16 protein-coding genes are annotated in these 21,791 nt (G+C 59.2%); 5 read left to right on the top strand and 11 right to left on the bottom strand.

The window, feature by feature from the left end:
* Positions 1–117 precede the first annotated feature (117 nt).
* Positions 118–1,857: a PAS domain S-box protein gene (locus NKI58_RS05020; RefSeq protein ID WP_023675617.1), complete on the bottom strand. Its 1,740-nt coding sequence runs from the start codon at positions 1,855–1,857 to the stop codon at positions 118–120.
* 286 nt (positions 1,858–2,143) lie between these two features.
* Between NKI58_RS05020 and NKI58_RS05015 the strand changes: the two genes are divergently transcribed.
* Entirely contained in the window at positions 2,144–2,854 is a 711-nt protein-coding gene (locus NKI58_RS05015; RefSeq protein WP_023675616.1) for a helix-turn-helix transcriptional regulator, read from the top strand.
* Positions 2,855–3,099: 245 nt separating this feature from the next.
* Positions 3,100–4,212, top strand: coding sequence for an NAD-dependent epimerase (locus tag NKI58_RS05010; RefSeq protein WP_352576395.1), 1,113 nt, complete (start codon positions 3,100–3,102; stop codon positions 4,210–4,212).
* A gap of 149 nt (positions 4,213–4,361) precedes the next feature.
* Here NKI58_RS05010 and NKI58_RS05005 read toward each other — a convergent pair whose 3' ends face one another.
* The 8 genes from NKI58_RS05005 to NKI58_RS04970 form a co-directional block, all read right to left on the bottom strand.
* The gene (locus NKI58_RS05005; RefSeq protein ID WP_352576394.1) at positions 4,362–5,939 is read right to left on the bottom strand and encodes a lipopolysaccharide biosynthesis protein; all 1,578 of its coding nucleotides are present in this window, start codon (positions 5,937–5,939) and stop codon (positions 4,362–4,364) included.
* Positions 5,936–8,152, bottom strand: a complete 2,217-nt coding sequence (locus tag NKI58_RS05000; RefSeq protein ID WP_352576392.1) for a GumC family protein — start codon at positions 8,150–8,152, stop codon at positions 5,936–5,938. The genes NKI58_RS05005 and NKI58_RS05000 overlap by 4 nt, the downstream gene beginning before the upstream one ends.
* Position 8,153: 1 nt before the next feature.
* On the bottom strand, positions 8,154–10,151 hold the full coding sequence (gene asnB, locus NKI58_RS04995; RefSeq protein WP_023675612.1) for an asparagine synthase (glutamine-hydrolyzing): 1,998 nt from the start codon (positions 10,149–10,151) through the stop codon (positions 8,154–8,156).
* 4 nt (positions 10,152–10,155) lie between these two features.
* Positions 10,156–11,412, bottom strand: coding sequence for an O-antigen ligase family protein (locus NKI58_RS04990; protein WP_352784187.1), 1,257 nt, complete (start codon positions 11,410–11,412; stop codon positions 10,156–10,158).
* The gene (locus NKI58_RS04985) at positions 11,409–12,632 is read right to left on the bottom strand and encodes a glycosyltransferase family 4 protein (RefSeq protein WP_023675610.1); all 1,224 of its coding nucleotides are present in this window, start codon (positions 12,630–12,632) and stop codon (positions 11,409–11,411) included. The genes NKI58_RS04990 and NKI58_RS04985 overlap by 4 nt, the downstream gene beginning before the upstream one ends.
* Before the next feature lie 337 nt (positions 12,633–12,969).
* Positions 12,970–13,203, bottom strand: a complete 234-nt coding sequence (locus NKI58_RS04980) for a Trm112 family protein (RefSeq protein WP_023675609.1) — start codon at positions 13,201–13,203, stop codon at positions 12,970–12,972.
* Between the two features lie 292 nt (positions 13,204–13,495).
* Positions 13,496–14,779: a hypothetical protein gene (locus NKI58_RS04975; RefSeq protein WP_352587411.1), complete on the bottom strand. Its 1,284-nt coding sequence runs from the start codon at positions 14,777–14,779 to the stop codon at positions 13,496–13,498.
* Positions 14,780–14,868: 89 nt separating this feature from the next.
* The gene (locus tag NKI58_RS04970; RefSeq protein ID WP_023675607.1) at positions 14,869–15,579 is read right to left on the bottom strand and encodes an AAA family ATPase; all 711 of its coding nucleotides are present in this window, start codon (positions 15,577–15,579) and stop codon (positions 14,869–14,871) included.
* A gap of 425 nt (positions 15,580–16,004) precedes the next feature.
* Here NKI58_RS04970 and NKI58_RS04965 point away from each other — a divergent pair, with 425 nt between their 5' ends.
* The 3 genes from NKI58_RS04965 to NKI58_RS04955 all read left to right on the top strand — a co-directional run bounded on the left by NKI58_RS04965 (position 16,005) and on the right by NKI58_RS04955 (position 20,606).
* Entirely contained in the window at positions 16,005–16,856 is an 852-nt protein-coding gene (locus tag NKI58_RS04965; RefSeq protein ID WP_352587413.1) for a class I SAM-dependent methyltransferase, read from the top strand.
* A gap of 64 nt (positions 16,857–16,920) precedes the next feature.
* Entirely contained in the window at positions 16,921–18,030 is a 1,110-nt protein-coding gene (locus tag NKI58_RS04960; RefSeq protein WP_352853075.1) for an acyltransferase family protein, read from the top strand.
* Between the two features lie 665 nt (positions 18,031–18,695).
* Complete coding sequence (locus tag NKI58_RS04955) at positions 18,696–20,606, top strand: calcium-binding protein (protein WP_352853073.1); 1,911 nt, start codon at positions 18,696–18,698, stop codon at positions 20,604–20,606.
* 158 nt (positions 20,607–20,764) lie between these two features.
* On the opposite strand, the gene NKI58_RS04950 is transcribed toward NKI58_RS04955, so the two are convergent.
* Together NKI58_RS04950 and NKI58_RS04945 are read right to left on the bottom strand one after the other, a co-directional pair.
* Positions 20,765–21,649, bottom strand: a complete 885-nt coding sequence (locus tag NKI58_RS04950; RefSeq protein WP_352827971.1) for an aldo/keto reductase — start codon at positions 21,647–21,649, stop codon at positions 20,765–20,767.
* On the bottom strand, positions 21,535–21,791 hold a 257-nt coding region (locus NKI58_RS04945), incomplete at its 5' end, for a hypothetical protein (protein ID WP_352853072.1). The genes NKI58_RS04950 and NKI58_RS04945, both read right to left, overlap by 115 nt.

Here is a 21,791-nt window from a genome sequence, read left to right as displayed (position 1 = left end):
CCCAAAGCCGCGGCGCAGCTTTGGGCCGACGACATTCTTGGAAGGAACCCTGCGCATCTCAAAGGCCGCTCAGCGCGACCCGCCTTTAGATATCTGCTTTCCGATTGGAGCACTGCACTACAATCCGATTTCCTTGCGTGACAGCCGCAGCGAATACCGCAACCCTTGGTCCGATATTTCCAGCCTGGGAGAGTGACCGACAAGCGGCGCTCCATCCACTCCGATTATCATGGAACCGAAGCCATGACGGACTACGCTTGAGGTCCTACGCCGCCCCGATTCCACCCACTCGAACACGATATCGCTGCCTGTTTCTTCAGGTGCGAACGTCCAGCTTACGTCGATCCGGCCTTTTGGATCGGCAAGCGCTCCATATTTCATGGAATTGGTGGCAAGCTCGTGAACGATCATTGCAAAACTCTCGGCGGCGCCTCCCGACATCGCCACGGAAGGACCGCTGACCGATATCGCACGTGTTCCAATATATGGGTGCAATTCTTGCGCAACGAGATCGTTTATCGCCCCCGATACGCTGCCGTTGCGTGAAAGAAGCAGATGGGTTGCCTCGAGCGCGCGTATCCGGTCGATCAGCATTTCCTTGTATTTGGCGACGTTGTTTCCGGGAACATCGACCATTTTCACGAGCGCCGTGATCACCGCGAAAACGTTGCCGAATCTGTGACGCTGTTCGAGCATGATGCGCTCCCGCTTCTTTGCCGCGGCGCGCAGCAGCGTGGTTTGTCGTCTCTCGCTCAGGTCGGCAGCCACTCCAAGCCGCTGTCCACCATCATCATGTCTTTCCTCCCTTCCGCGCAGCGCAACCCAGCGGATATGTCCGTCCGGTCGGCGGACGCGTATCTCAACATCGTAATTCGTGACCGATGGTGCGGCCTTTCTCGATGCCGCCAGCTTTGGCCAGTCCGCCGGATGAACGACAGCTGACAGCTCCTCCAAACTGCGGCTATTGGCCTGGGCCAGGCCGAGAATGTCCCAGAACGTGTCCGAGCCCGTGACTATCCCGCCTTTAAGGTCTATGCGCCACGTGGCCAAGCGTCCAGCAGACAGAGCGAGGTCCAGCCATTCCTTCTGGGCCCGAAGCGCTTCGTGAACAGCGCGTCGTTCCGAAATATCGTCGACCACCACGAAGATGCTCTCCGAGAGGCCACCCTCGGGCACGGACGAAGAAAGCGTTAGCCTGGCCCAGAATGCCGTACCGTCCTTTCGTGACAGACGCACCTCCGAAACGAACGAAGAAATGTCATTGCCCAGCCTCGCCAGCAATTGCGCCAAGGTATCCCGGTCGTTCGGATGGGCGAGCGTATCGAGCTGCAGTTGGGCAAGCTCCTCCTCCTTGTACCCGGTCATCTCACAAAGGCGTCTGTTGGACTGCAGCAACTCACCTTTCTTGTTGGTGTTCGCGAATCCCATGGCAGCACGTTCGAAGGCCCAACGATAGCGGCTTTCGGTCGCCTCGACGGCAGCGAGCCTGGCCTCCGCGACTTCCAGCAACTCACGCAAGTCCTGCCGCAGACGATGGAAGGTCATGGCAATCACGCCACCCGAAACCAGAAGCAGGATTGCGCGTGCCCAATCTCCACTTGAAATCTGATCGTGTCCTCGTGCCCACAGCCCGACAGCCACCATCAGAATGGTCGCAGCGAGCGCCGGTACGCGGTCTTCGAGATAGGCGATAATAATAATAGCCGGAATAAATTCCAGAAAACTGGCGCCTTGCCCAATATAGGCTGACGATTTTATTTCAAATATCAGTGTGGCAGCTAACACCGATGCAGAGGCAATATGAGTTAGCAATCTGCCCGACGGGTTCGAATTCGACCTGCGCGACTGCGAGCTCATGGACACAGACTACAACCTTCTGACTAGCCCGTCGAGACTAGAGCAAAAAACGTACAGCTTAGTACCACTGCCGGATTGCCATACCGCTATCATAGCGCGCATTTTATCGGACGCAGCGGGGCCTAAGAGCTGCCTTAGAACTGTCGGATCATATTAAGTTTTCAAGGTGGTGATGAACGTATTATCCGTCAGCGCATAGAAGACTAGAATCCAGCTACACATAGAAGACTACATGAATCCCGAATACTTATTTCGGGCGTGTGAAACTTTGGGTTAGGGGTAGAAAATGAATCTGATCGATAGACAGGTCGATGCTTCTTCGAGCAATCGGTACATTGTTACGAGGACCAAGTATGATTTTGAAGCGCGGAATACGCGGCCCTCTTCTGGTCACCTTCCCGATCGCGCATCGGATCCATTGGACGCAAGGTTCGCCGAACCAAAAGGCCGCAGTCTGGAATCCATAACCGGCGTGCTTGATCGCATTGGCTGTGGCTATCTCGTGCTGAATCGCGAAAGAAAAGTAGTCGAGTGGAACGCAGCCGCCCAAACCACGCTTGAGCGCCAGGGCGAAGCGGCCGACACGGCGAGCGGACTTACGGCCGCCCTAAGGCGGCTGATCGCGAATGTTCCGGGCCAATTCCTGCCGGGCTCGTTGTCTTGGGTGGTGATCCGCAGCAGGGGCGACCGACCGGTGATACTGAACGAGAACGGCGTTATCGCTCCCGACGGAACGAGCATTGTGGCGCTGCTGGATCGCGACAACAGGTCGGGGCCAAATCCTCGGACGCTGCAAAGAATGTTTGGCTTGACGAGCGCAGAAACGCACCTCGCCTTGCGCTTGGCCCAGGGCGACGCACCTTTGGAGATCGCTCGCAGCTGGCGTCTCAGCCGCACCACGATCCGTTCCCAGCTTGCCTCGCTGTTCGCCAAGACCGAAACAAAACGCCAGGCGGAACTGGTGGCCCTTCTTGGGCGTATTTCGGTCCTGCCGTAAGGCCGGCCACTTAGATCCAATCGCCGGACGTCGGCATCCGCCCGGGATTCAAACTACGCAAGTTGGCGTGTCATGACTTGGCAGGTCGTGCACCGCATTGCGCACTCCACTAGGTTCGATGCGCCAGCGTAAATATCGGAAGCCGCAATCCCGGACCGGCTATTCGGTACTGTCGAACGGATTTCGAAAGGCGACAAGTGGACAACGATCTATGCAGCGATTCTGTCCTTGCCGCAGCGGAGAAGATGGAAATCGCTCGATCCCGTTCGGACCGCGCGGTGAAGAAACTTGCACGGACAGGACCGATCGTCGTCACCGGCGCCGCAGGCTTCATTGGTTTTCACGTGGCCTCACGGCTTTTGCGTCTTGGTGTCAAAGTCGTGGGCGTCGACAATTTCACGCCCTATTACGATCTGCGGCTCAAGGAAGCGCGGTTTGCACGCCTCTGTAGCGAGGCGAAGTTCACGCCGGTACGAATGGATCTGGCGGATGCCGCGCGCGTTCAGTTGCTGTTTTCAAACGTTCGCCCCTCACACCTCGTCCATCTCGCGGCTCAGGCCGGCGTGCGTCATTCACTTGTTGACCCGCACGCCTATGTGCAATCGAATATAGTGGCGTTTCTCAACGTCCTTGAGGGCTGCCGGCATCATGGCGTCGGTCATCTCGTCTACGCCTCTTCGAGCTCCGTCTACGGCTTGAATCGAACCATACCGTTTTCCGAAAATCACGGCGCCGATCATCCCGTCAGCTTCTACGCCGCCACCAAGCGTTCGAATGAATTCATGGCGCATTCATACAGCCATTTGTTCGGCCTGCCCGTGACCGGACTGCGCTTCTTCACCGTTTATGGCCCTTGGGGCAGGCCCGACATGGCCGTCTACTTGTTCACGCGCGCGATCGTCGAGAGCAAACCAATTGAAGTAGCCAATGCCGGCCGCGTGTGGCGAGATTTCACCTATATCGACGATATCGCTGAGGGCGTGGTTCGAGCACTTGCTACACCGCCGCAGCCGGATCCGAATTGGGACCCTTGCACCGCCGACCCTGCCACAAGTTCCGCGCCGTATCGCGTCTACAATATCGGCAACGACCGGCCCGAGGAGATCAACCGGCTGATTTCGATCATCGAGACCGCTCTTGGCAGCCGGGCAGTTCGCGTGGATGTGCCGTTGCCGCCTGGCGACGTTCTGGAGACGCGCGCCGACGTCAGCGATCTTCGCCAGGCCGTCGGCTTCGCCCCGGCAACACCGCTAGAGGACGGAGTGCGACGCTTTGTCGAATGGTACCGGGACTTTCATGGAACGGATGCCGCGGCCAGCGTACGGCAACAGACGTTGGTGAATGAGGCCACCGTGTAGGCCGCGGGCCCTGTCGGGCGATGATCTGCCACTCGGCGTGTAACGCGTCGGCCACAAAGCCGCACTCGCCAGCCTCTATCCGACACAACCCTGGACTCGAAATTCCTGAACGCTGATGCCGTCGCGTATCGGGGCGCGACGGTCTCAAATCAGCGCAGGAACCAATGTCGCCGCTGGCCTTCGACTGCGTGCGTTCTGAACGATGTTAGCGCAAAGATCAGCCCAGGGATAATTTTCAGCCGTTTGCTGATGTAGATCGACATCGCCACATTCCAAATCGCCAACGCAAGCGCGAGGCCCACTGCGGCGCCCGGCGCGCCGTAGAGCGCAATTCCTGTGGCACAGCCTATGATACTGGCCGCAGCGCCGACGATCATGGTTGCGGCTGCCGCCCATTCGTTTCCGGTCATCATCAAGAGGAGCATCTGGGGTCCGCACAGCGCGACAAAGACATATCCGAGAATGAGTATCCGCGCGACGGGTGCCGCGGTACTGAAATCCCCGCCGAACCAGCTCAACAGAGGTTCAATAATCGCAAGCATCGGGATGGCCATCGTTAGAGCCCCACCAGAGGAAAGTAGGGCGGCCCGTGAAAACAGCTGCTGCAGAGCCATCCGATCGCCTCGGGCATGAAGGGCAGCCGCTGTCGGCGCAAACATCGTAGAGACGGCAACCAGGGAAAGGCTCACAAGCAAGGCGACGTTCAATCCCAATGCGAAAATGCCTGCTTCGCGAATGTGATGCGTCCAGCCCAGCACCATGACTCCGGCCCGGCTGATGAAAACATCGAGCCCAGCCATGAGCATCATTGGCGGAACCGCGGACCACCATTCCCGCGACTCGTCGCCTGGCTGAACCTGCCGCAAGCCAGGCGGCTGAAATTTTGTCGCCATGACGAACACCAGGCCGACCGTGATGGCTGAACTTGCCAGCACCGCCTGCATCACCAAGGGTGCGTTGGGGGTCCATGATCCGGATAAGCCCGCCATTCCCAGCAACGTCAACAAGAGGCCGTCGCGCACTATGCGTTCCGGCAGGAGGGCCGAGACACCGCCGCCGAAAGCACGAACAAGTGTTGCGCCCAAAGCGTAGGCGGTGACCAAAGGCACTGCTGCCATGCCTAGCAGCTGGCTGATTTGAAGCTCCTTGTGAGAAGGATCTGAAAAGAAAAAGATCAAGGCGGCGCCAACGATGCCGAATAGTGTCGCCGCCGCCAGCGACCTCTGCAGAGCAAACCTGATTACGCCGTGTACCAGGTCAAGCCGCCCTTTGGCACTGTAGGCGGAGACGAAACGCAACAAGGATACATGGAAACCAAGCGTTGCAAGATAGGCAAGCACCGAGGTCCAGGCCAGAACATAGGAGTAAATGCCATAGCTGGTGGAGCCAACGATGCGCGCAATCAATAACTGCGCCAAGCTGGTCAAGCCCGCACCCCCGATATAGACCAAAAGAGCGAAGATGCTGGCATAGCCGAGACCCCGGCCCGTGTCCTCCTTGTGCGGCAAAACCATATTCGTTGGAGCAACGGAGGCCGCAGGGAAGCGGGCGAGCTTCGGATCGCTGAAATCGTCGATGTCTTTTGCGCCGGCGTCGCGCATTTCTTCGCCTTGATCGCCTTTGGCCGCGGACCCTGCTCCGGACTGCGAGATCGTCGATATTATCTTCCGCTCGACAGGTCGAATGCCGTGGCGGTCGTTACGCGGAATCCCGCATGTGACATTCATGATGTTCTCTCGAGCAAGAGATCCGCGCTGTCCCCAAACCGGTAGCCGGCGTGTTTCCTAAGATTGACCTGCGTGAGAACGCTGCCTACGGGGACCTGAGCCGTCTCGTCCTCCGTCAGCAACTGCAGAACACCACGCGCGATGCTGCGACGCGTCCTGGCCCAGCGAACAGCGAAAAGAACTGCGTCAGCCCAGCCCGTCAGTAGCCTGGCCTCAGGTCCTCCAAGTCCCAGCGGTCCATTTATGATGACGATGCTGTACATCGAGCGCAGCTCATCTGTGACCAGGGACCCGTCGATCATGGACAGTTGCGGCAGCAGATCCTCTGATGGTGCGAGTGCCATGAAGTCGATTCCAATTTCAGGCATTCCCGTGACCGCGTCGTGCAGCGGACAACGGTCGCTCATATAGTCTCCAAAGGATTTATGCGGCTTGAACGCACCGAATTCGTTCAGAAACTCGTTCGTGAGGCGGGCGCCCGTGCCATCAAGATCGAGAAAAAGCACTCGTCCCCCAAGTCGGGTAGCTGCCAAGGCGAGGCTCCATGCGAGCTCGGTCTTGCCATCATGCCGGACGCTGGACGTGACGAGGATGACGTGCGACGCACGGCCTCTCGCTTTGTTGAGAGCCACGGTGACAAGGAGAGAAGTGACGGCTCGGCTGTAGCTGCAGTTTTGCTGGCCGAGAACCAGCTGCTGTAGTCGTTTCGCGTGTATTGTGGGCGCTTCCGGTATCAGCCCCAGGCACGGAACCCTGAGCGCGGCTTCAGCTTCGGCCCCGCCGCGCAAGGTCTGATTGAGACGGCTGCGGACCAAGACGAAGACCCCGCCAATGAGGCCAAACACGATCATGCCGGGCGGAATAAGAAAGATGGGCGGCAGGGTTTTTGGATTCGTTGGCGGCCATGCCGCTGAAAGGATCGAGACCCCGGGCAAGGGAGTTGCGATGCGCTGCACCAGATCCTGTTGTTGGGTGAGAAGCTGGTTGTAGCGCTGCGTCAGGATGCTGACCTGCGGCTCGAGCGCACGCAAGCCGGAAAGCCGGCCGGCTGTGTCGGCCACCACCGCATCGAGCACATTCTTACGGCCCTCCAGAGCAGCGATCTGGGCACGGTAGATGTTCCCCTCCGCCGCAATGCGAGCAGTGCCTTGTTCGATCTCGCCGTTGATCGCAGTGCTAAGGCCCGCATCCGCATTGTCGTTGGCTTGGCGGGCCGCCATGTCGGCCAATACCGGAGACCCGATCGCTTCGGCGAGCGCCGCGACCGATGCTCCTTCCTCTCGCAAAGCCTCGATGTGCTGAAGGTGAGATTCCGTCGCTGAGAGATCCGCTTTCGACAAGGATATCTGCTGACTAAGTTCGGCTGTCTCCTTGGCAGCGTTATCCGCCGCACCTTGATCGACCGCGCCATGGCTCAGTCGATACTTTTCCAGGCGGTCGGTCGCTTTCGCCAGGTCGCTTTGTACGACCGGCAGGCTGGCGACGATCGAGGCGAGTTCCAGCCTGTCTGACGCCCTGCGCTTCTGTGCGAGATCGTCGATGTATACTTGGACGAACGTATTGGCCACCAGGGCGGCTCGCGCCGGATCGTCGTCGGTGAAGCCGACGGTGATCACCCTTGATCTCAGTTCCTGTCCAACCCTCATGCCCTTCCGCAATGCCTTGAGTTCGGCTGCATCGGCCGCCTCCGGCCTGCCCTGCGGCCAAATCCTTTCTAGCAGACCAGCTGCGAAGGTGCGTATGTTCTGCAGGTTGCCGCCTACCGGGGCGGCGCGGGAATTTCCGACATCACCTTGCTCAGCAATGTTGCCGATCTTTGTCTCGCGTAGGGCTGCCACCAGGCGACGCAGATGCCCCTGCGAAGAGAGCATGGTTAAGTGGTCATCAATGCTCGCATCCAGCATCTCCTGAGCAGAATCCGCACCTCCGGGAGCCGCGTTCCTGCCAGGAGCATCGACAATCACCTGTGCGGTCGCCTCGAACAGGACAGGACGCACAAAACCCGCAAGCCCAGCCAACACTCCGCCCAAAATCACCATTGCAAGCAGGAACCATTTTCTCCTCGCGATGGTAATGAGGAGTTGATGGAAGGGGGTCTGCGCGTCGACCTGTTCGCGCAGGAATGGCCTCATGCGCGGATTGATCTCGCGCGTCGGCACGTGCATTTCAGTGGCGCGCGGAAGGTGAATTCGGCTGACTATGGAACCTTCCATCTCATACTCCTGTCAGTTCGAGCGCTGTGGACATGCCCGTTGCCGGCCCGGCGGACCGCCCGGCCTCGTTGCGCCAGGCCTGGAACATCAACGCGGGCCACAAATCGCGAGAATGATCCTGTCTTCCGTCAAGATGGTCGCGCCAGCAGGTTTCGACCTTCGCAAAGTCGAAGATCCCATCTCCGGAGAGGCGTATATCGGCGACTAGATCGCTGGCCCAGATGCGCAACGGGCCGCTCAGCCAGACTGCTATGGGAACATCGAAACCCTGCTTCGGCCGGTCGATCAGCCGTTGCGGAACATAGCGGCTAAGCAGCTGACGAAGAAGCCACTTGCCTTTGCCATTGCGGACCTTCGCATGTGCCGGCAGCCGCCAGGCGAATTCGACAACCCGATGGTCGAGAAGCGGGCACCGGCCTTCGAGGCTATTGGCCATGCTGGCGCGGTCCAACTTCACCAATATATCGTCGGGCAGGTAACCGGCCATGTCGTCGTACAAGAGACGGGACAGCAGGCCATCAAGCCGGGGGGACCCTTGAATTGATGTGGGCGGCGTGTGGAGTGCGAGGCTCCCGGTCGATGCTCCGGTCAGCCGTCGATGCAATTCGTCCTCATCTGGCGCAGCGAGCAGCCGAGCGAGGCGATGCAGCCGGTCGCTCCGCAGCGCGTGCCGTCCACTCGCCGAAAGCGGCAGCTTGCCGACGAAATCGTGACGCGCTGCACGGGCCAGCAATCCGACCCCTGCAGCAAGCGCGTGACGCAGCGGCGACGGCAGCGCATGCTGTCGTTTCAACCGCGCAGCCATGAAATGACGAGCGTAACCGGCGAAGCATTCATCGCCACCGTCGCCTGATAGCGCCACCGTAACGTGCTGGCGAGCGAGCCGCGCCACGAGCAAAGTCGGTATCTGCGATTCATCGGCGAACGGCTCATCCCAGATCCGCGGCAGTTCCGGAATGACTTCACGCGCAGCGGCTGCTGAAAGGTGGAGTTCAGTATGATCGGTGCCCAGGTGCCGCGCGACCTCCGCCGCGTGGGGAGCCTCATCAAACCCGCCTTCTCCGAAAGCGATCGTGAATGTGCGCACCGGTTTTGGCGATTGGGCCTGCATCAGCGCCACAACCGTGGAGCTGTCGAGGCCACCAGACAGAAAGGCACCCAGCGGCACATCGGCTATCATGCGTTCCCGGACGGCAAGTCGAAGCAGATCGTCGAGTCCATCGGTCAGTTCTTCGTCGGTACCGGCGATTGGATTCTGTCGACCGTTCGCGGCGATTTCAGACAGCGACCACCAGTGTCGGGCGCGTTGCGAAAGGGATGCGGCGCTGCGCGCCTCGGCAAAATCCGCCGCCGTCACAGACAGGACCGAGCCCGGAGGTAGCTTGAACACGCCTCGCCAGATGCAACAGTTTCCCGGTACCCATCCTTTCGAAAGCATTGTCGCGGCCGCGTCGAGATCGAGCTCCTGACAGAAACCTGGAAAACGATGGATTGCCTTCAACTCGGAGGCAAAAACGAGCGCATCGCGCGTTGCAGCAACATAGAGCGGCTTCTTGCCCATTCGGTCGCGGGCGAGATGGAGGGTCCTGGTCTTTAGATCCCACAATCCAAATGCGAACATGCCAGCGAAGCGCGTGAGTGCGGTGTCGAGACCCCAGCTCTCGATTGCGCACAGCATCACTTCGGTATCGCTGGCGCCACGGAACCGATGGCCAGCGTCTTCAAGCTCGCGGCGCAGATCGCGGAAATTGTAGATCTCGCCGTTGAAGGTAATGGCATATCGGCCACTTGCCGAATGCATCGGCTGGCGTCCTGCTTCCGATAGGTCGACTATAGCCAAACGTCGGTGGCCGAAGGCAATGCCGGCTTCGCGATTGATCCAGAAGCCTTCGCCATCAGGCCCACGATGACGAAGGGCCGTCGTCATCTGGCCAATTGCCCTGAGCGGTTTGATGTTGGCGGCATCGGGTGCAAGGAGAATTCCGGTAATCCCACACATGCCATCACCTCAGGTCGCTAGAGGTTGCCGAAATCGTTCGCGGCGTTCCGGCAACAAGGCAAATGGTAAGCGCAAACCACACGATTGGATGGCGGATGATCAGATGTGGCATTCCGAAGATGACGATCGACACCACCAGCACGAACAGGGCATCGAGCTTCGCACGCCATGCGCATAAAGCCGCCGCGCCGACAATCCAGGCCAGGGCCAGGACCGCAACCAAACCACCTTGAGTGTACAGATCGAGAATCGTGTTGTGAGCCTCGAAAGGCCGGGGCAGAAATTGGCTGTAGGAAATGGGCGGGCGCTCCAGATGCGGGCCAGGACCAAGGCCCAGGGATCCTGACGTTAGGCCCTTGCCCAATGCATCTCCCCAGAGATGGATTCGAAGTGCAGCGGTTTCGGCGGTCGCTTCGCCGCCCTTGTCCTTGGTAAGACTCAAGGCGAACTGTTCGACGCTGCCCACCTCCGTGACGATGTAAGGCGTCATCGACATGGCCAACGGAAGGAAGCCAATCATCAGCAGGAGGGTAACTTGCCGGGACAGGCTGACCTTGCCGTCACCGGCTGCGAGCCATGTCCGAACCCGCAGCCCAAGAAATATCAGGCCGACCAGGACCGTCGTGTAAAGATAGGTATCACTCTTCGTCAGCCTTCCGACATAGATGATCAGGATAAGGCTGCTGAGCCCGGCCAACCTCGCCCACGGCTTGCTTGTAGTCGTCGCAAGATGCAAGGCGAGCGGACCAAGGAGTGCGCAATAGAGCGCGAGCTGGTTGGGGTTCTCGGACCAGCCTCGGAAGCGATCCCAGTACCAGGGATCGACGCCGGATTGGTGAATCCAACCCCATCCAAGTGCCAGCTGAACAATAAAGCATGCATTCGCAATCGCGACCACCCACCAGGCAGCACTGCGCAGACGGCGATCCGCGTCGGGCTCCGCGGCGGCCAGGCAGGTGACGCAGATCAGCAGCAGGTAGGCTACCCCATCGTGCATCACCACCGACAGATACAGTACCGTGGTCAGGTAGCCAACGATGGTGCCAATACCCAGAGCGAGCGTGATGATCAGCCAGAAGCCCGCAACACGGATCAGGGCGGGCCTGACTACCAAGTGACCGCCGGCGAGCACCCGCCCGATCGACAGCATGATCCAAAGCGCGAGAAACAATTCGCCATAGCCGTAGGGCAAGCCCGGAACTGAGAGCTGCGCCGCATACGACATGGCCACGCCGCAGGCCAGGATCGCGTCCCGGATCATCGGCGCGCTCCACCCGATCCGCGGTTTGCAGCAGGCTCTTCAAGCAACACCGGCGATGCCGGTCGAGCGAAGCCGCCCTGGGATTTGGCACTAAGGACATTGTCGTAGAGATCGCAATATTGCTCGACCACCCAGGGCAGCGAGAACTGCGTCCGGACGAGCTCGACAGAGCGAGCGCCCATGGTCCGTCCTTTCCGGCGGTCGGACAGGACCTCTATAATTCGAGAGGCAAGGCCGTTCGCATCGTGCGGGGGGACGAGATGGCCGTTCCATCCGTCCTCGACCACCTCATTGCAACCAGGCATCATCGAGGCGACGATAGGCAATCCCGCGAGCCCTGCCTCCAGCAGGACGCGCGGAATCCCTTCTCGGTATTGTGTTGGAAAGGCGAACAGATCGGCCATGCCAAGAAGGGCAGGAACGTCGCGTCGTGGACCCAAGGCGATGACATGCGGCACATGTCGATCGATCTCAGCCTTGTCCACTGCAAATGGGCCCTCGGATTCCAATGGGCCGACAAGCACGAAACGGGCATTGGGCCTTTCCGACAGGATGCGAGGGACTGCCTTGAGGAGTGTCGGGATGCCTTTCTGGCGCGTTAGCCGGCCGACAAAAATTACGATCTCGGCGGATTGGAGCCCAAGCTCTTCGCGCATTTTCATCGCCGACGGGGCAAGATGCCTTGCCATGGCGAACGCATCGACGTCGATTCCAGAACTGCGGATCACTCGTCCGCTGCCGCGTCCGATCAGTCGGTAGCGTTCAAAGAATGCCTGATCGTCCCGATTCTGGAACACCGTAGCCGCCGTCCATAACGACGAAAGCCATTGCAGTCCGCAAAAGATTGGGCGCAGGGCAAGGGCGCGCGGTTCCAGGGACGAGAACGTCCAGCCCAGACCGTTAATAGTGCGCACGACTGGAACGCTTCCGCGCACCGCAAGTGGCGTCACCAGGTTGGGCTTGGTGTCGAAGCTTTGGATAATGTCCGGCCGGAGTTCCGCCATCAGCTTTCGAATGGTTCTGATGGCGGCCCATTCTCCGCTGCTGCTGGAAAATCGGTCGAAACCGTAGCTGCGATGCGGAATGCCATGCCGCAGGAATGCGGCTTCACCGCCGCTCGACACCGCAGTAACACGGAATCCCTTCTCTCGCAGCGACATCAAGAACGGAATTCGCAGGGCATGATCCTCGCCTCCGACACACACCAGATGCGGATTCATCCTGCGTCTCCTGACCGTTCGCTGTAGCCCGATCGCGCGAAGTGGCCGGCCCTTGAATTTGCTTTCATGGTGTTGGTTTCGCTACCCATCTCGCCCAGGTCACGGTAGGGGCAGGTCTTGCCACTGTCCTCGTCTGTTTAAATGACGCAAACCCTGTCCCGGCAGCGGGCCGCCGTACCCAGCCGGTTCAGGTCGCCGCGCGTTGCATCAAAGAGGTCGGCACTGCCCGGGTGCCGAGCGCAGAGTGGTCCGCAGACAAACGGCTCGCGCTCCGCGGCACACTTTCCTGTCATTGCTGGCTGTCGTCGGAAAGCCGCCTACTTTAGCGCGGCTCCCATCATCGTCTGGATGCGCGAAGTTTGACCACGCGGGAGGTGATCGTCCGTGCCTCCGAGGCTAGCAGGATTGGAATGCCGTCGCGAACCGGATAGGCAAGTCCCGCGCTCTTCGAAACGAGTTCATCGCGATCCGAATCCCAGGCAAGTGAGCCCTTGGTCATTGGGCATACCAACCATTCTAACAACTCAGGGTTGAAAGAGGCATTCTCTTCGGCTCGCTTATCCGTATCCATCTGCTATTCCTTTCTCGGCCGTGACATCAACAGTGAGCTCCGGCGCGAGCGCCCTTGGCGATACAAGCCGTCACCCGACGTCATCGCTGTAATTCGTAGGATTCCGGCAAGTGTCATAAGCCTTGCAAACTGCACAATCACGCTAGGTGCAGGCTTGGCCACTGTCGTCGTCCGTTTGAATGAATCGACATCGAACGGAGCCGTATGGCGGCGAAGTTGAACGTGAGGCGTTAAAAGCGTGAATGGAGCAAGCACGATCGGCCATATCGCCATAGGCGACCGGAAGGTTTTGTTATTGAAGACCGCTCGCGGCTAATGCTCTCGAGCCAGTGTCTGATCCTTCCGGCCAGTCAATACGGGCGACGAAATCGTAAACCGGGCCGCCGGGTACTCCCCAATTGCTTGACCAGATCACCTGTGAACCGTCCGGGGACGGCGAGGCGTGGGTCTCACTCCAGTAGTCGAATGGAACGTTCTTCGTCTGCACAATGCGCCGGACCTCTCCGCTGCCGTCGATGCGCAACGCGATGACTTCCCGCGCATACGGCGCCCAAGCCGGATATTTCGATACTTCGTCCGGATTGCCCGAATAGGTAAGGAACACCCAACCGGGCCTGTCCAGCGACCTGAGCGAGGCATGCTGTGCTTCACCATATCTCATGAGCGAGGTGACTTTCCCATCTGACAGCCTTCGCTTGATCACCTGGTATATGTCTGGATCGGACTTACTGATCCCCACATAGATTTCGCTGCCGTCGGCATCGACGGTCATGTCGCCATGGCCAGGCCGATGATGCTCAGTCCATTTCTGGCGCAGAACGCCGTCAACAGAAAAGATGAGCGTCTGTTCAGTGTCGTCTTTCAGGTTCTGAATGCATAAGATGTTGACGCCCAGCGGCGAGATTGAGCAGGCGCCGTTGGCTCCGACAAGCTGTGCGAGATCGATTTCCGGAAATTTCCGCCGCTGTCTGAGATCGTAGGCAAAGACGACCGCTTTGCCGTCCCGGCGAACCGCGCGTACGGCAATACGGCTGCCATCACGGCTTGGATTACCTTTGTATGGCCCGAACTGGAGATTGCTACTGTCAGCCGAAACAAACAGGACCTCCTCATGATTGGTGCGTGGCGCCCAGGTCGAGATTTTCCGACCACCGACGCAGATCATCAGGTCGGGATCGTGAGGATGCCATTCGCATTCGGTCGATCGATCACGGCGAAAAAGCGGGGCGTAGGTGCGCCCATCCAGGAAGCATAAGCCGCCGCAGCCGTTGCTGATGACAAGAAGGCTCTGATCCGAATTCCAGGCCTGGGCGCTCGAATAGCGGTGGCTGCAATATTTGCTCCCGCATGCGATGCCGGCGCCGAGGATTCCGGGTTTGGTTATTCGGGTGAAAGTTGTGCCAAATGCCGCATCCTTCGCGGCGTGCAGGTAATCCGGCAGGTCCATGGCTACCGGCGCGACGAACTTTGTCGATGCGACGTCCTCTCCACTCACCGCCCCGTGGATAACTATGGATATCGCGCTGACAGCAGCTAACGTCAACGCCAAGGCAGTCTGGTAGCGAGAAAAGCGCATGTCATGTCAACTCGCGCGGTTTCTTTTCAATAATTCGATTTTCCATATTATTGGATATCTTCTTGTCGACGCTTCAAAACCGCATCTCTCTAAGCTTCAACTCTTTTAAATTTCGCCCGCGCCGCGCCGAACTTGTCGATTACTCCACGCGCTATCATTTCTGTGGCAGCTGTGAGCCCGTTCGAATCTAAACTTTCGACGCAAGTTGTTGGCACGGGAAACGATCCAAGTTGTTCCCCAATGAGATTAACGTGGTCAATATGATCAAGACTGCTCTGCAGATCGACTTCGAGGAACTTCTGAATGATACCGAGGTTACGCCGGCGTTCCTTCAGACGGACCTCTAGAATTTCCCTTGGCGCCTGCAATCGGACAAGCAGATCCGGTTTGGGTAGAAGCTCGAGCGCGCGCGACACCCTTTCACGATCCGTTACGCCGCTGAACAAAACCAGTGAACATACGAATTGCACCATACCCTGGTCAAAAATTGAGATCGTGTCATTGGACGCTATTGCCGCGCGCCAAGCTTGAAGAAGAGCTTCAAGATGCCAGTTCAGGCGAGCCGCCCACAGCTCATTCTTGGGTGGAAGAATCTTAAGCACTTCTGCACCGAGAGAACGCTGTCCGATCCACTTTGAATGCAAGCCGGAGACCAGTTTGAAGGCGGCCCTTCTAACCGGATGTCGGCGGTCACCGGTCTGCAAAACAACACAGTAGCCCTGAGCTCGCAAAACGTGCACCAGCTCGGACGCTAACGTCGTCTTACCAGCACCGGACGGCCCAAATAGCTCCAAGATCATCTTTCAATCCAGACTGAGGGAAGCCTACTGGCAGTGACGTCATGTCCATTTGCTGAAGCGAACGCCCATCTCTTCCTGGGATGTCTAGCCGACGAGCCAGGAATCCGCGCCATCCGTATGAATGACGGTGTGGTCACGTTAGGATATCGACGGACGCCAAAATCGTGAACGGAAGGAGTGCGTTTCGGTGACTATCCTTCCGGATTGCCTACCGTCCGTTTACCGTTCCGTCTCCGAAAGGGGTGTGCAGTAGCCCTATTCCCCAGCACACTTCCGCGAGGGCGCGGCAGTCATGAGTTCGGCATGTCTCATCCGTTCGAGGGATGCGAGACACCCAGCCTTCTGGAAACCTTCTCTGTGATGGACGCAGCCAACTGGCCGTTTATCCCCTCTATCGCCAATAGGGCAGCTTGGTCGGCTATCCAATGAACGTGTCGGACAAAAATCTTCGATCTCATCTGCAGGAGAAATCGTATGAAAGCAGGCATATGAGCGAGAACCTCGAGCCACATCAGACGGCAGCGGCAAATACGGCTATACCTGCCAATTACAACGCCAAGGTCGCGGCAGTCGCGGCCTATGAGCTCCCGACAAAACAGAGATATCAAGATCCGAGTTTTGCGAGCTGGTACCTGAACGGCTATGCAGGCCGGTTGAAGCTGTCCACCGTTGCGTCATACGTCATTGCGCGACGGGAGCAACGCTGCATCGCCAAGGCGCTGGAGAGGTGCAGCCCGCCTCCATCTCAGGTGCTCGATATCCCATGCGGAACCGGGAAGCTGGCCGGCGTGCTGGGCCAGCATAATTGTCGGGTGCTGGCTGCAGACATTTCAATGGAAATGATGGCCTTGGCTAAATCAGCATATGAAGGTCAATCAGGATTTCGGGGATTCATCCGATGTGACGTGACGCAGCTGCCGTTCGCCGACGAAAGCTTTGATACGGTGGTCTGCCTTCGCCTCATTCACCTTATCCCGCCACATCTCAGGCGCGACATTATCATTGAGCTCGCGCGCGTTGCCAGCCGTCGCCTGATCGTATCCTACGGCCTTGGCACCCGCCTCCAGAGAATACGGCTAAGGCTGCGGAAGATGATCACCGGAAGGATGTCGGCGCCTCATCCCGTCAATCTCACCGTTGCACGACAGGATTTCGCGGCGGCGGGGCTCAAGCTGGTACGCTCTTTTAGCGTCCTGCGGTTCCTGTCCTGCGAGCAGCTGTTCGTACTTGAGAAGGTAAAGGCTTGGCCTGCCGCCGGTTTGCAGTCTTCGCGTTAGCACTGGTATTGCGGATCAGGCCGCTGATGGTTGTCAAAAGCTGAAACGGCTGCGGGAGGTAGCTGTGGAACCGGCAGGCAAGGCCATTCCGGCGCGCATGGCATCACTCGACCTGCTGCGCCTGGCTGCAGCCCTCGCGGTCGTGCTCTTTCACTATCTTTTTGGCGGCGCGATCGCGGGCAATCTCGACGTGGAATATCCTGCCGCAGCACCTTACGCCATCTATGGCTATCTCGGCGTCAATCTGTTTTTCCTGATCAGCGGTTTCGTCATCGCGTGGTCGGCCGAAGGTCGAACCTGGCAGGAATTCGCGGTCGCCCGCTTCGCCCGGCTTTATCCCGGATTCCTCGTCTGCATGACCGCGACGTTTGTTGTTCTCGTCGTCGCCAAAGAGCAGCGTTTTCCGACCGATGTTCCAACCTATGTAGCCAATCTTTCCATGTTCGCCCGCCTCTTCGGCAGGCCGTCCATGGATGGCGTCTACTGGTCGATCGTGCTCGAGATCCTGTTCTACGGCTGGGTTGCAGTGCTGATCTTTGCCGGCGCCTTTCAGCGCTGGAAAATACCCATCGCGGCCATCTGGCTCGCAATTTCGGCAACCAACGAGTTCTTCTTTGGGAACCCGGTGATACGCATTCTCTTCATTACAAACTATGCGCCTTTGTTTGCCGCAGGCATCCTCGCGGAAGACATCGTTGCAAGGGGCCGTTCACCGGCTGCGTTCCTGTTTCTTGCCGTCGCGTTCCTGGTGTCTTGCCAGACCGCAATGTTCTCTCATAACTGGATGCAGGAGCACTTTGGCGCAGCCATTTCGTATCCTGCTCTCTTCACCGCCAACATGGTGGTCTACGGAGTCTTCGCTGGCGCGATATTGCTCCGCTCCGTGATTGCTCCATCCAAGGCTATCATGATGCTCGGAGGGTTGACTTATCCGCTGTATCTTTTGCACCAGTATATCGGCTACATTTCGCTTAACGCGCTGGCGCCGCATGTCGGCAAGAACGCCGCATTCTTCGTCGTGTTGGCCGGGGTCCTCCTTGCCTCTTTTATCGTCTGGCGCTTCATCGAGACGCCGGTACGCAAGCCGCTCGTCCGCGCCCTGGTGTCCGGGATATATCGCCTTGCACCAGCCTCGCGGCCAATCCGGCCAACCTCTTCCGCGCGAACATCTTGATCAGGAGCTTTCGGCGGATGCCGCAGAAGATGTTTGAGTCCAACCGTCGCCTCGCGGAAAAGGCAACTGGGTAGCCCCACGACGCCTGCGCAAGCGAATACATGATCTGTGGGTCAATCCGCAGGCGAGCAGCAGGCCGGCGATCAGGCGAGACAGCACCGGGGTTCCTTCCAAGCCGCCGATGTTGCACGGCACCGCTGTTGCGGCAATGCCGGCTGCGAGGCGCATTCGCATTTCGGAGAAGCGCCGTCTAGATCGGCAGCTTCGTCGATTGCGTCACATTTTGTTCTTGCTTTGTGCCGGCAGCTATGCTAGTAATTTGGCTATGGTGCAGATTCGCACTGACGACCCGCCGCTAGGCGGGTTTTGTTTTTGGTCTGGTTTTCAGATTTCCCGGCCATCCCGCGTCGGACGGCTTCTCGGTCGCGACATTCGAGCCAAGCTCCACACGGTCGGATCAAGTCAGCCGAGTCTTATCCCGAATAGAACGATCCTTGCCTGGTCGTCGATACCGTTGCGGAAACGAGTTCGAAGGGAGCGCTCCTCCAAGGCTCAATCCTACTTCAAACCCTCAATCTTTCTGTCAAAGGGTGTCGGTATGTGATTTGGCGCTAATATACGTCGTCTGTAAGTAGGCGCGGTCGAAACAGAAAAAGGAATATTGGATGACAACTCTGCATTACACGTCAGGTGGATCGGGCACGGAAATTGCGCAAGCCGGATTCAATCTGGCCGACGTTTCATCTGTTGACCAACTCAACGCGCTGCCGGACGGTATGAAGGGCTTGGTCTACCTCAACGAAACCGACGGAGCGACGTCGTCCTTTATCGACAAGATCACGCCTTTCATCGGCAATCCGAAGCTGTTCGGATTCTTCCTGGTCGACGAGCCGGATCCCACCGGCCAATGGGGCACCTACGCCTCCGCCGCGAATCTGAAGGCAGAATCCGACTGGATTCACGCCAATGTGCCGGACGCCAAGACCTACATCACGATGATGAGCTTGGGGACGTCCGCGAATCCGGATTTTTCGAACACGTACAATCCCGCCAATACCGGTATCGATTACTACGGCGTGGATGTCTATCCTGTCCGCACGGATGGCGCGGTCGACTATAACATGATCGACAAATTCGTCGCTGCCGCTCAGGCATCGGGCATCCCGACGAGCAAGATCATTCCAGGCTACCAGACGTTTGGCGGTGGCGACTATAACACCGACATGGGTGGCAAATATGTCGTGCCCACCGCCGCCCAGATGGAAACCATGATGGACCACTGGGCCAAGCTGGTTCCGTCACCCGCCTTCGAGTACGCGTACGCCTGGGGTTCACAGCGAGGCGACACCGCGCTTGAGAGCTCCCCGGAACTGCAGGCCGTTTTCCGGCAACACAATCTCAGCACCGCCGGGACTGCTCCTTCCGAAGCTGCGGCCACCGATCCCATTTCTACGGCGACGGTCCCTTCCGAGGCCACCACCGGCGATAGCACCTCGACTGTCACCGCTCCTTCCGAAGCCACCACCGGCGGCAGCACCTCGACCGCCACCGCCCCTTCCGAAGCCACCTCCAGCGGCGGCACCTCGATCGCCACCGCCCCTTCCGAAGCCACCTCCAGCGGCAGCACCTCAACCGCCACCGCCCCTTCCGAAGCCACCTCCAGCGGCGGCACCTCGACCGCCACAGCCCCGGCCGAGACCATCACCGGCGGCAGCACCTCGACTGCCACCGCCCCTTCCGAAGCCACCACCGGCGATAGCAATCATGGCAAGACCACGCTTTCGCATCTCCTCGCCGGCAACGGCGGTTCGATTACTACCGCCGCCTCCGGCGCTACCGCCAGCGATGGCAGTCATGGCAAGACCGCGCTGTCGCCCCTCCTCGCCAGCGACGGCAGTTCGACTGATACCGCCGCCTCCGGCGCTATCACCAGCGATGGCAGTCATGGCAAGACCGCGCTTTCTCACCTCCTCGCTAGCGACGGCAGTTCGACTGCTACCGCCGCCTCCGGTGCCACCACCAGCGATGGCAGTCATGACAAGACCGCGCTTTCTCACCTCCTCGCCAGCGATGGCAGTTCGACTGACACCACCCACGATAATGCCGGCGACAAGGTAAGCGAGGGCAGCAACGTTGACCGCATATTGGCCTCGTTGAGCCATTCTCTTTCGGCCGGCTCGGAACTTCTCCCGACCAACGATCCATCCGACAAGACGGCAACCAGCCTGATCCGCCACGGGTTCGCGCAAACCGTCCAGCCCGATGAAAGTGTCGGCGCCCAGGCAAAAAACGGCGCCGCCGCCGAGATCATGTCTGGCCACGGAGGCAACGATGCCTTCGACTTCAGCAAGCTTCAGGACAAGCTCCACCTCGATCAAGCCGCTCTTACCGAGCTTAAGTCGGGCGGGCTTTCATTGCATACTTCCCCTGCTGGTACGGCCACGGATGATGGTTCCCACCACATCATCTTTGACAGCTCAACCGGGTCGCTCTCTCTCGACAGCGACGCGGTCGGCGGCGCAGCTCAAGCGCAGCTCGCTACCCATCTCCCGTTGCAGCATCACTCTTTGATCTGAAAACCGGAGCGGCGGACCTTCAACTCGAGCGTGTCCGCCGCTCCGTCCGTGTTCAATTGCGCCACGGAAGCTTGACTAAGAAAAATGCGATATCGGCAGACATCAGAGATCGAAGTTGGTCGCATTATCGCCAATGCGAATTCCGGATTCACCACACCCTACGCAGTCTCGGCAATTTTCAGCACTGCGTCGATCTCGGCCATCACCGTTGCCGGCAGCGGCCCTTTCTCCAGCGCACCGAGATTGTCCTCGACCTGCTCGGGCCGCGTGAAGCCGGGAACCGGCAGGGCGATTGCCGACTTGGCGAGTATCCAGCCGAGCGCGCCTTGCGCAAGCGTGCGTCCGCCCGAGGTGAGCAGGTCGCGGATTGCCGAGAGCCTTGACAGATAGTGCGGGTTGGCGGCGCCATCCCTGAAAAACACCATCCATTCGGCATTCCCGCCGCGCACATCGTTGGTGGGCAGCCGCATGGCCGGCGTGTATTTGCCGGTGAGCAGCCCCATTGCCAGCGGCAGCCGGCTGAACGAGACGAGGTTCTCGCGCGCCGCAACGGCCATCAGCTCGTTCGCCGGGGTAAACACATTGAAGTCGTTCTCTACGGCGACGAACCCTTCGCGCGGCGCGTAGGCGGCAAGCCGTCCGCGGTGATCGGTGCTCCAGCCGAAGCCGCCGATCTTGCCCTCCTGGCGCAACAGGCCGAGCGTATCGAACACCTCGCCGGCGCGCTCGATCGGATACTCGTTGATATGTAGCAGCACGACGTCGATACAATCCCGCTGCAGGCGCTGCCGCGAATTGTCGATCGATGTCCGGATTGCCGCAGCAGAGGCATCCTCGGGTGCGATCTTACGCGTTTCGGGATCGCCGAAATAGCCGACCTTGGTGACGATGACGGCTTCGTCCTTACCCCTCAACGCCCGCCCGAGGATCAGTTCGGCATTGCCGGCGCCGTAGGCGGCAGCCGTGTCGAACACCCGCGCGCCGATCTCATAAGCCATCGCCAGCGCGGCTTGCGACCTGATATCGTCGACCTCGCCACAGATCGTCGCCGTGTCACGCCAACGCGCGGGGCCACCCGCCGCCCAAGTGCCATTGCCGCGGCAGAGGCATCCTCGGGTGCGATCTTACGCGTTTCGGGATCGCCGAAATAGCCGACCTTGGTGACGATGACGGCTTCGTCCTTAC

This window comes from Mesorhizobium sp. M0522 (assembly GCF_040321085.1).
Classification (GTDB): Bacteria; Pseudomonadota; Alphaproteobacteria; order Rhizobiales; family Rhizobiaceae; genus Mesorhizobium.
Note: the sequence above shows the minus strand (reverse complement) of the source record. Positions and strands in the feature narration are given on the sequence as shown.

Excerpts from the sequence above, each read along its gene's own strand:
- NKI58_RS04990 (WP_352784187.1), bottom strand. The coding sequence starts at position 11,412 with ATGATCCGGGACGCGATCCTGGCCTGCGGCGTGGCCATGTCGTATGCG.
- NKI58_RS04975 (WP_352587411.1), bottom strand. The coding sequence starts at position 14,779 with ATGCGCTTTTCTCGCTACCAGACTGCCTTGGCGTTGACGTTAGCTGCT.
- asnB (WP_023675612.1), bottom strand. The coding sequence starts at position 10,151 with ATGTGTGGGATTACCGGAATTCTCCTTGCACCCGATGCCGCCAACATC.
- NKI58_RS05020 (WP_023675617.1), bottom strand. The coding sequence starts at position 1,857 with ATGAGCTCGCAGTCGCGCAGGTCGAATTCGAACCCGTCGGGCAGATTG.
- NKI58_RS05005 (WP_352576394.1), bottom strand. The coding sequence starts at position 5,939 with ATGAATGTCACATGCGGGATTCCGCGTAACGACCGCCACGGCATTCGA.
- NKI58_RS05000 (WP_352576392.1), bottom strand. The coding sequence starts at position 8,152 with ATGGAAGGTTCCATAGTCAGCCGAATTCACCTTCCGCGCGCCACTGAA.
- NKI58_RS04965 (WP_352587413.1), top strand. The coding sequence starts at position 16,005 with ATGAACGTGTCGGACAAAAATCTTCGATCTCATCTGCAGGAGAAATCG.
- NKI58_RS05015 (WP_023675616.1), top strand. The coding sequence starts at position 2,144 with ATGAATCTGATCGATAGACAGGTCGATGCTTCTTCGAGCAATCGGTAC.
- NKI58_RS04955 (WP_352853073.1), top strand. The coding sequence starts at position 18,696 with ATGACAACTCTGCATTACACGTCAGGTGGATCGGGCACGGAAATTGCG.
- NKI58_RS04970 (WP_023675607.1), bottom strand. The coding sequence starts at position 15,579 with ATGATCTTGGAGCTATTTGGGCCGTCCGGTGCTGGTAAGACGACGTTA.
- NKI58_RS04985 (WP_023675610.1), bottom strand. The coding sequence starts at position 12,632 with ATGAATCCGCATCTGGTGTGTGTCGGAGGCGAGGATCATGCCCTGCGA.
- NKI58_RS05010 (WP_352576395.1), top strand. The coding sequence starts at position 3,100 with ATGGAAATCGCTCGATCCCGTTCGGACCGCGCGGTGAAGAAACTTGCA.
- NKI58_RS04980 (WP_023675609.1), bottom strand. The coding sequence starts at position 13,203 with ATGGATACGGATAAGCGAGCCGAAGAGAATGCCTCTTTCAACCCTGAG.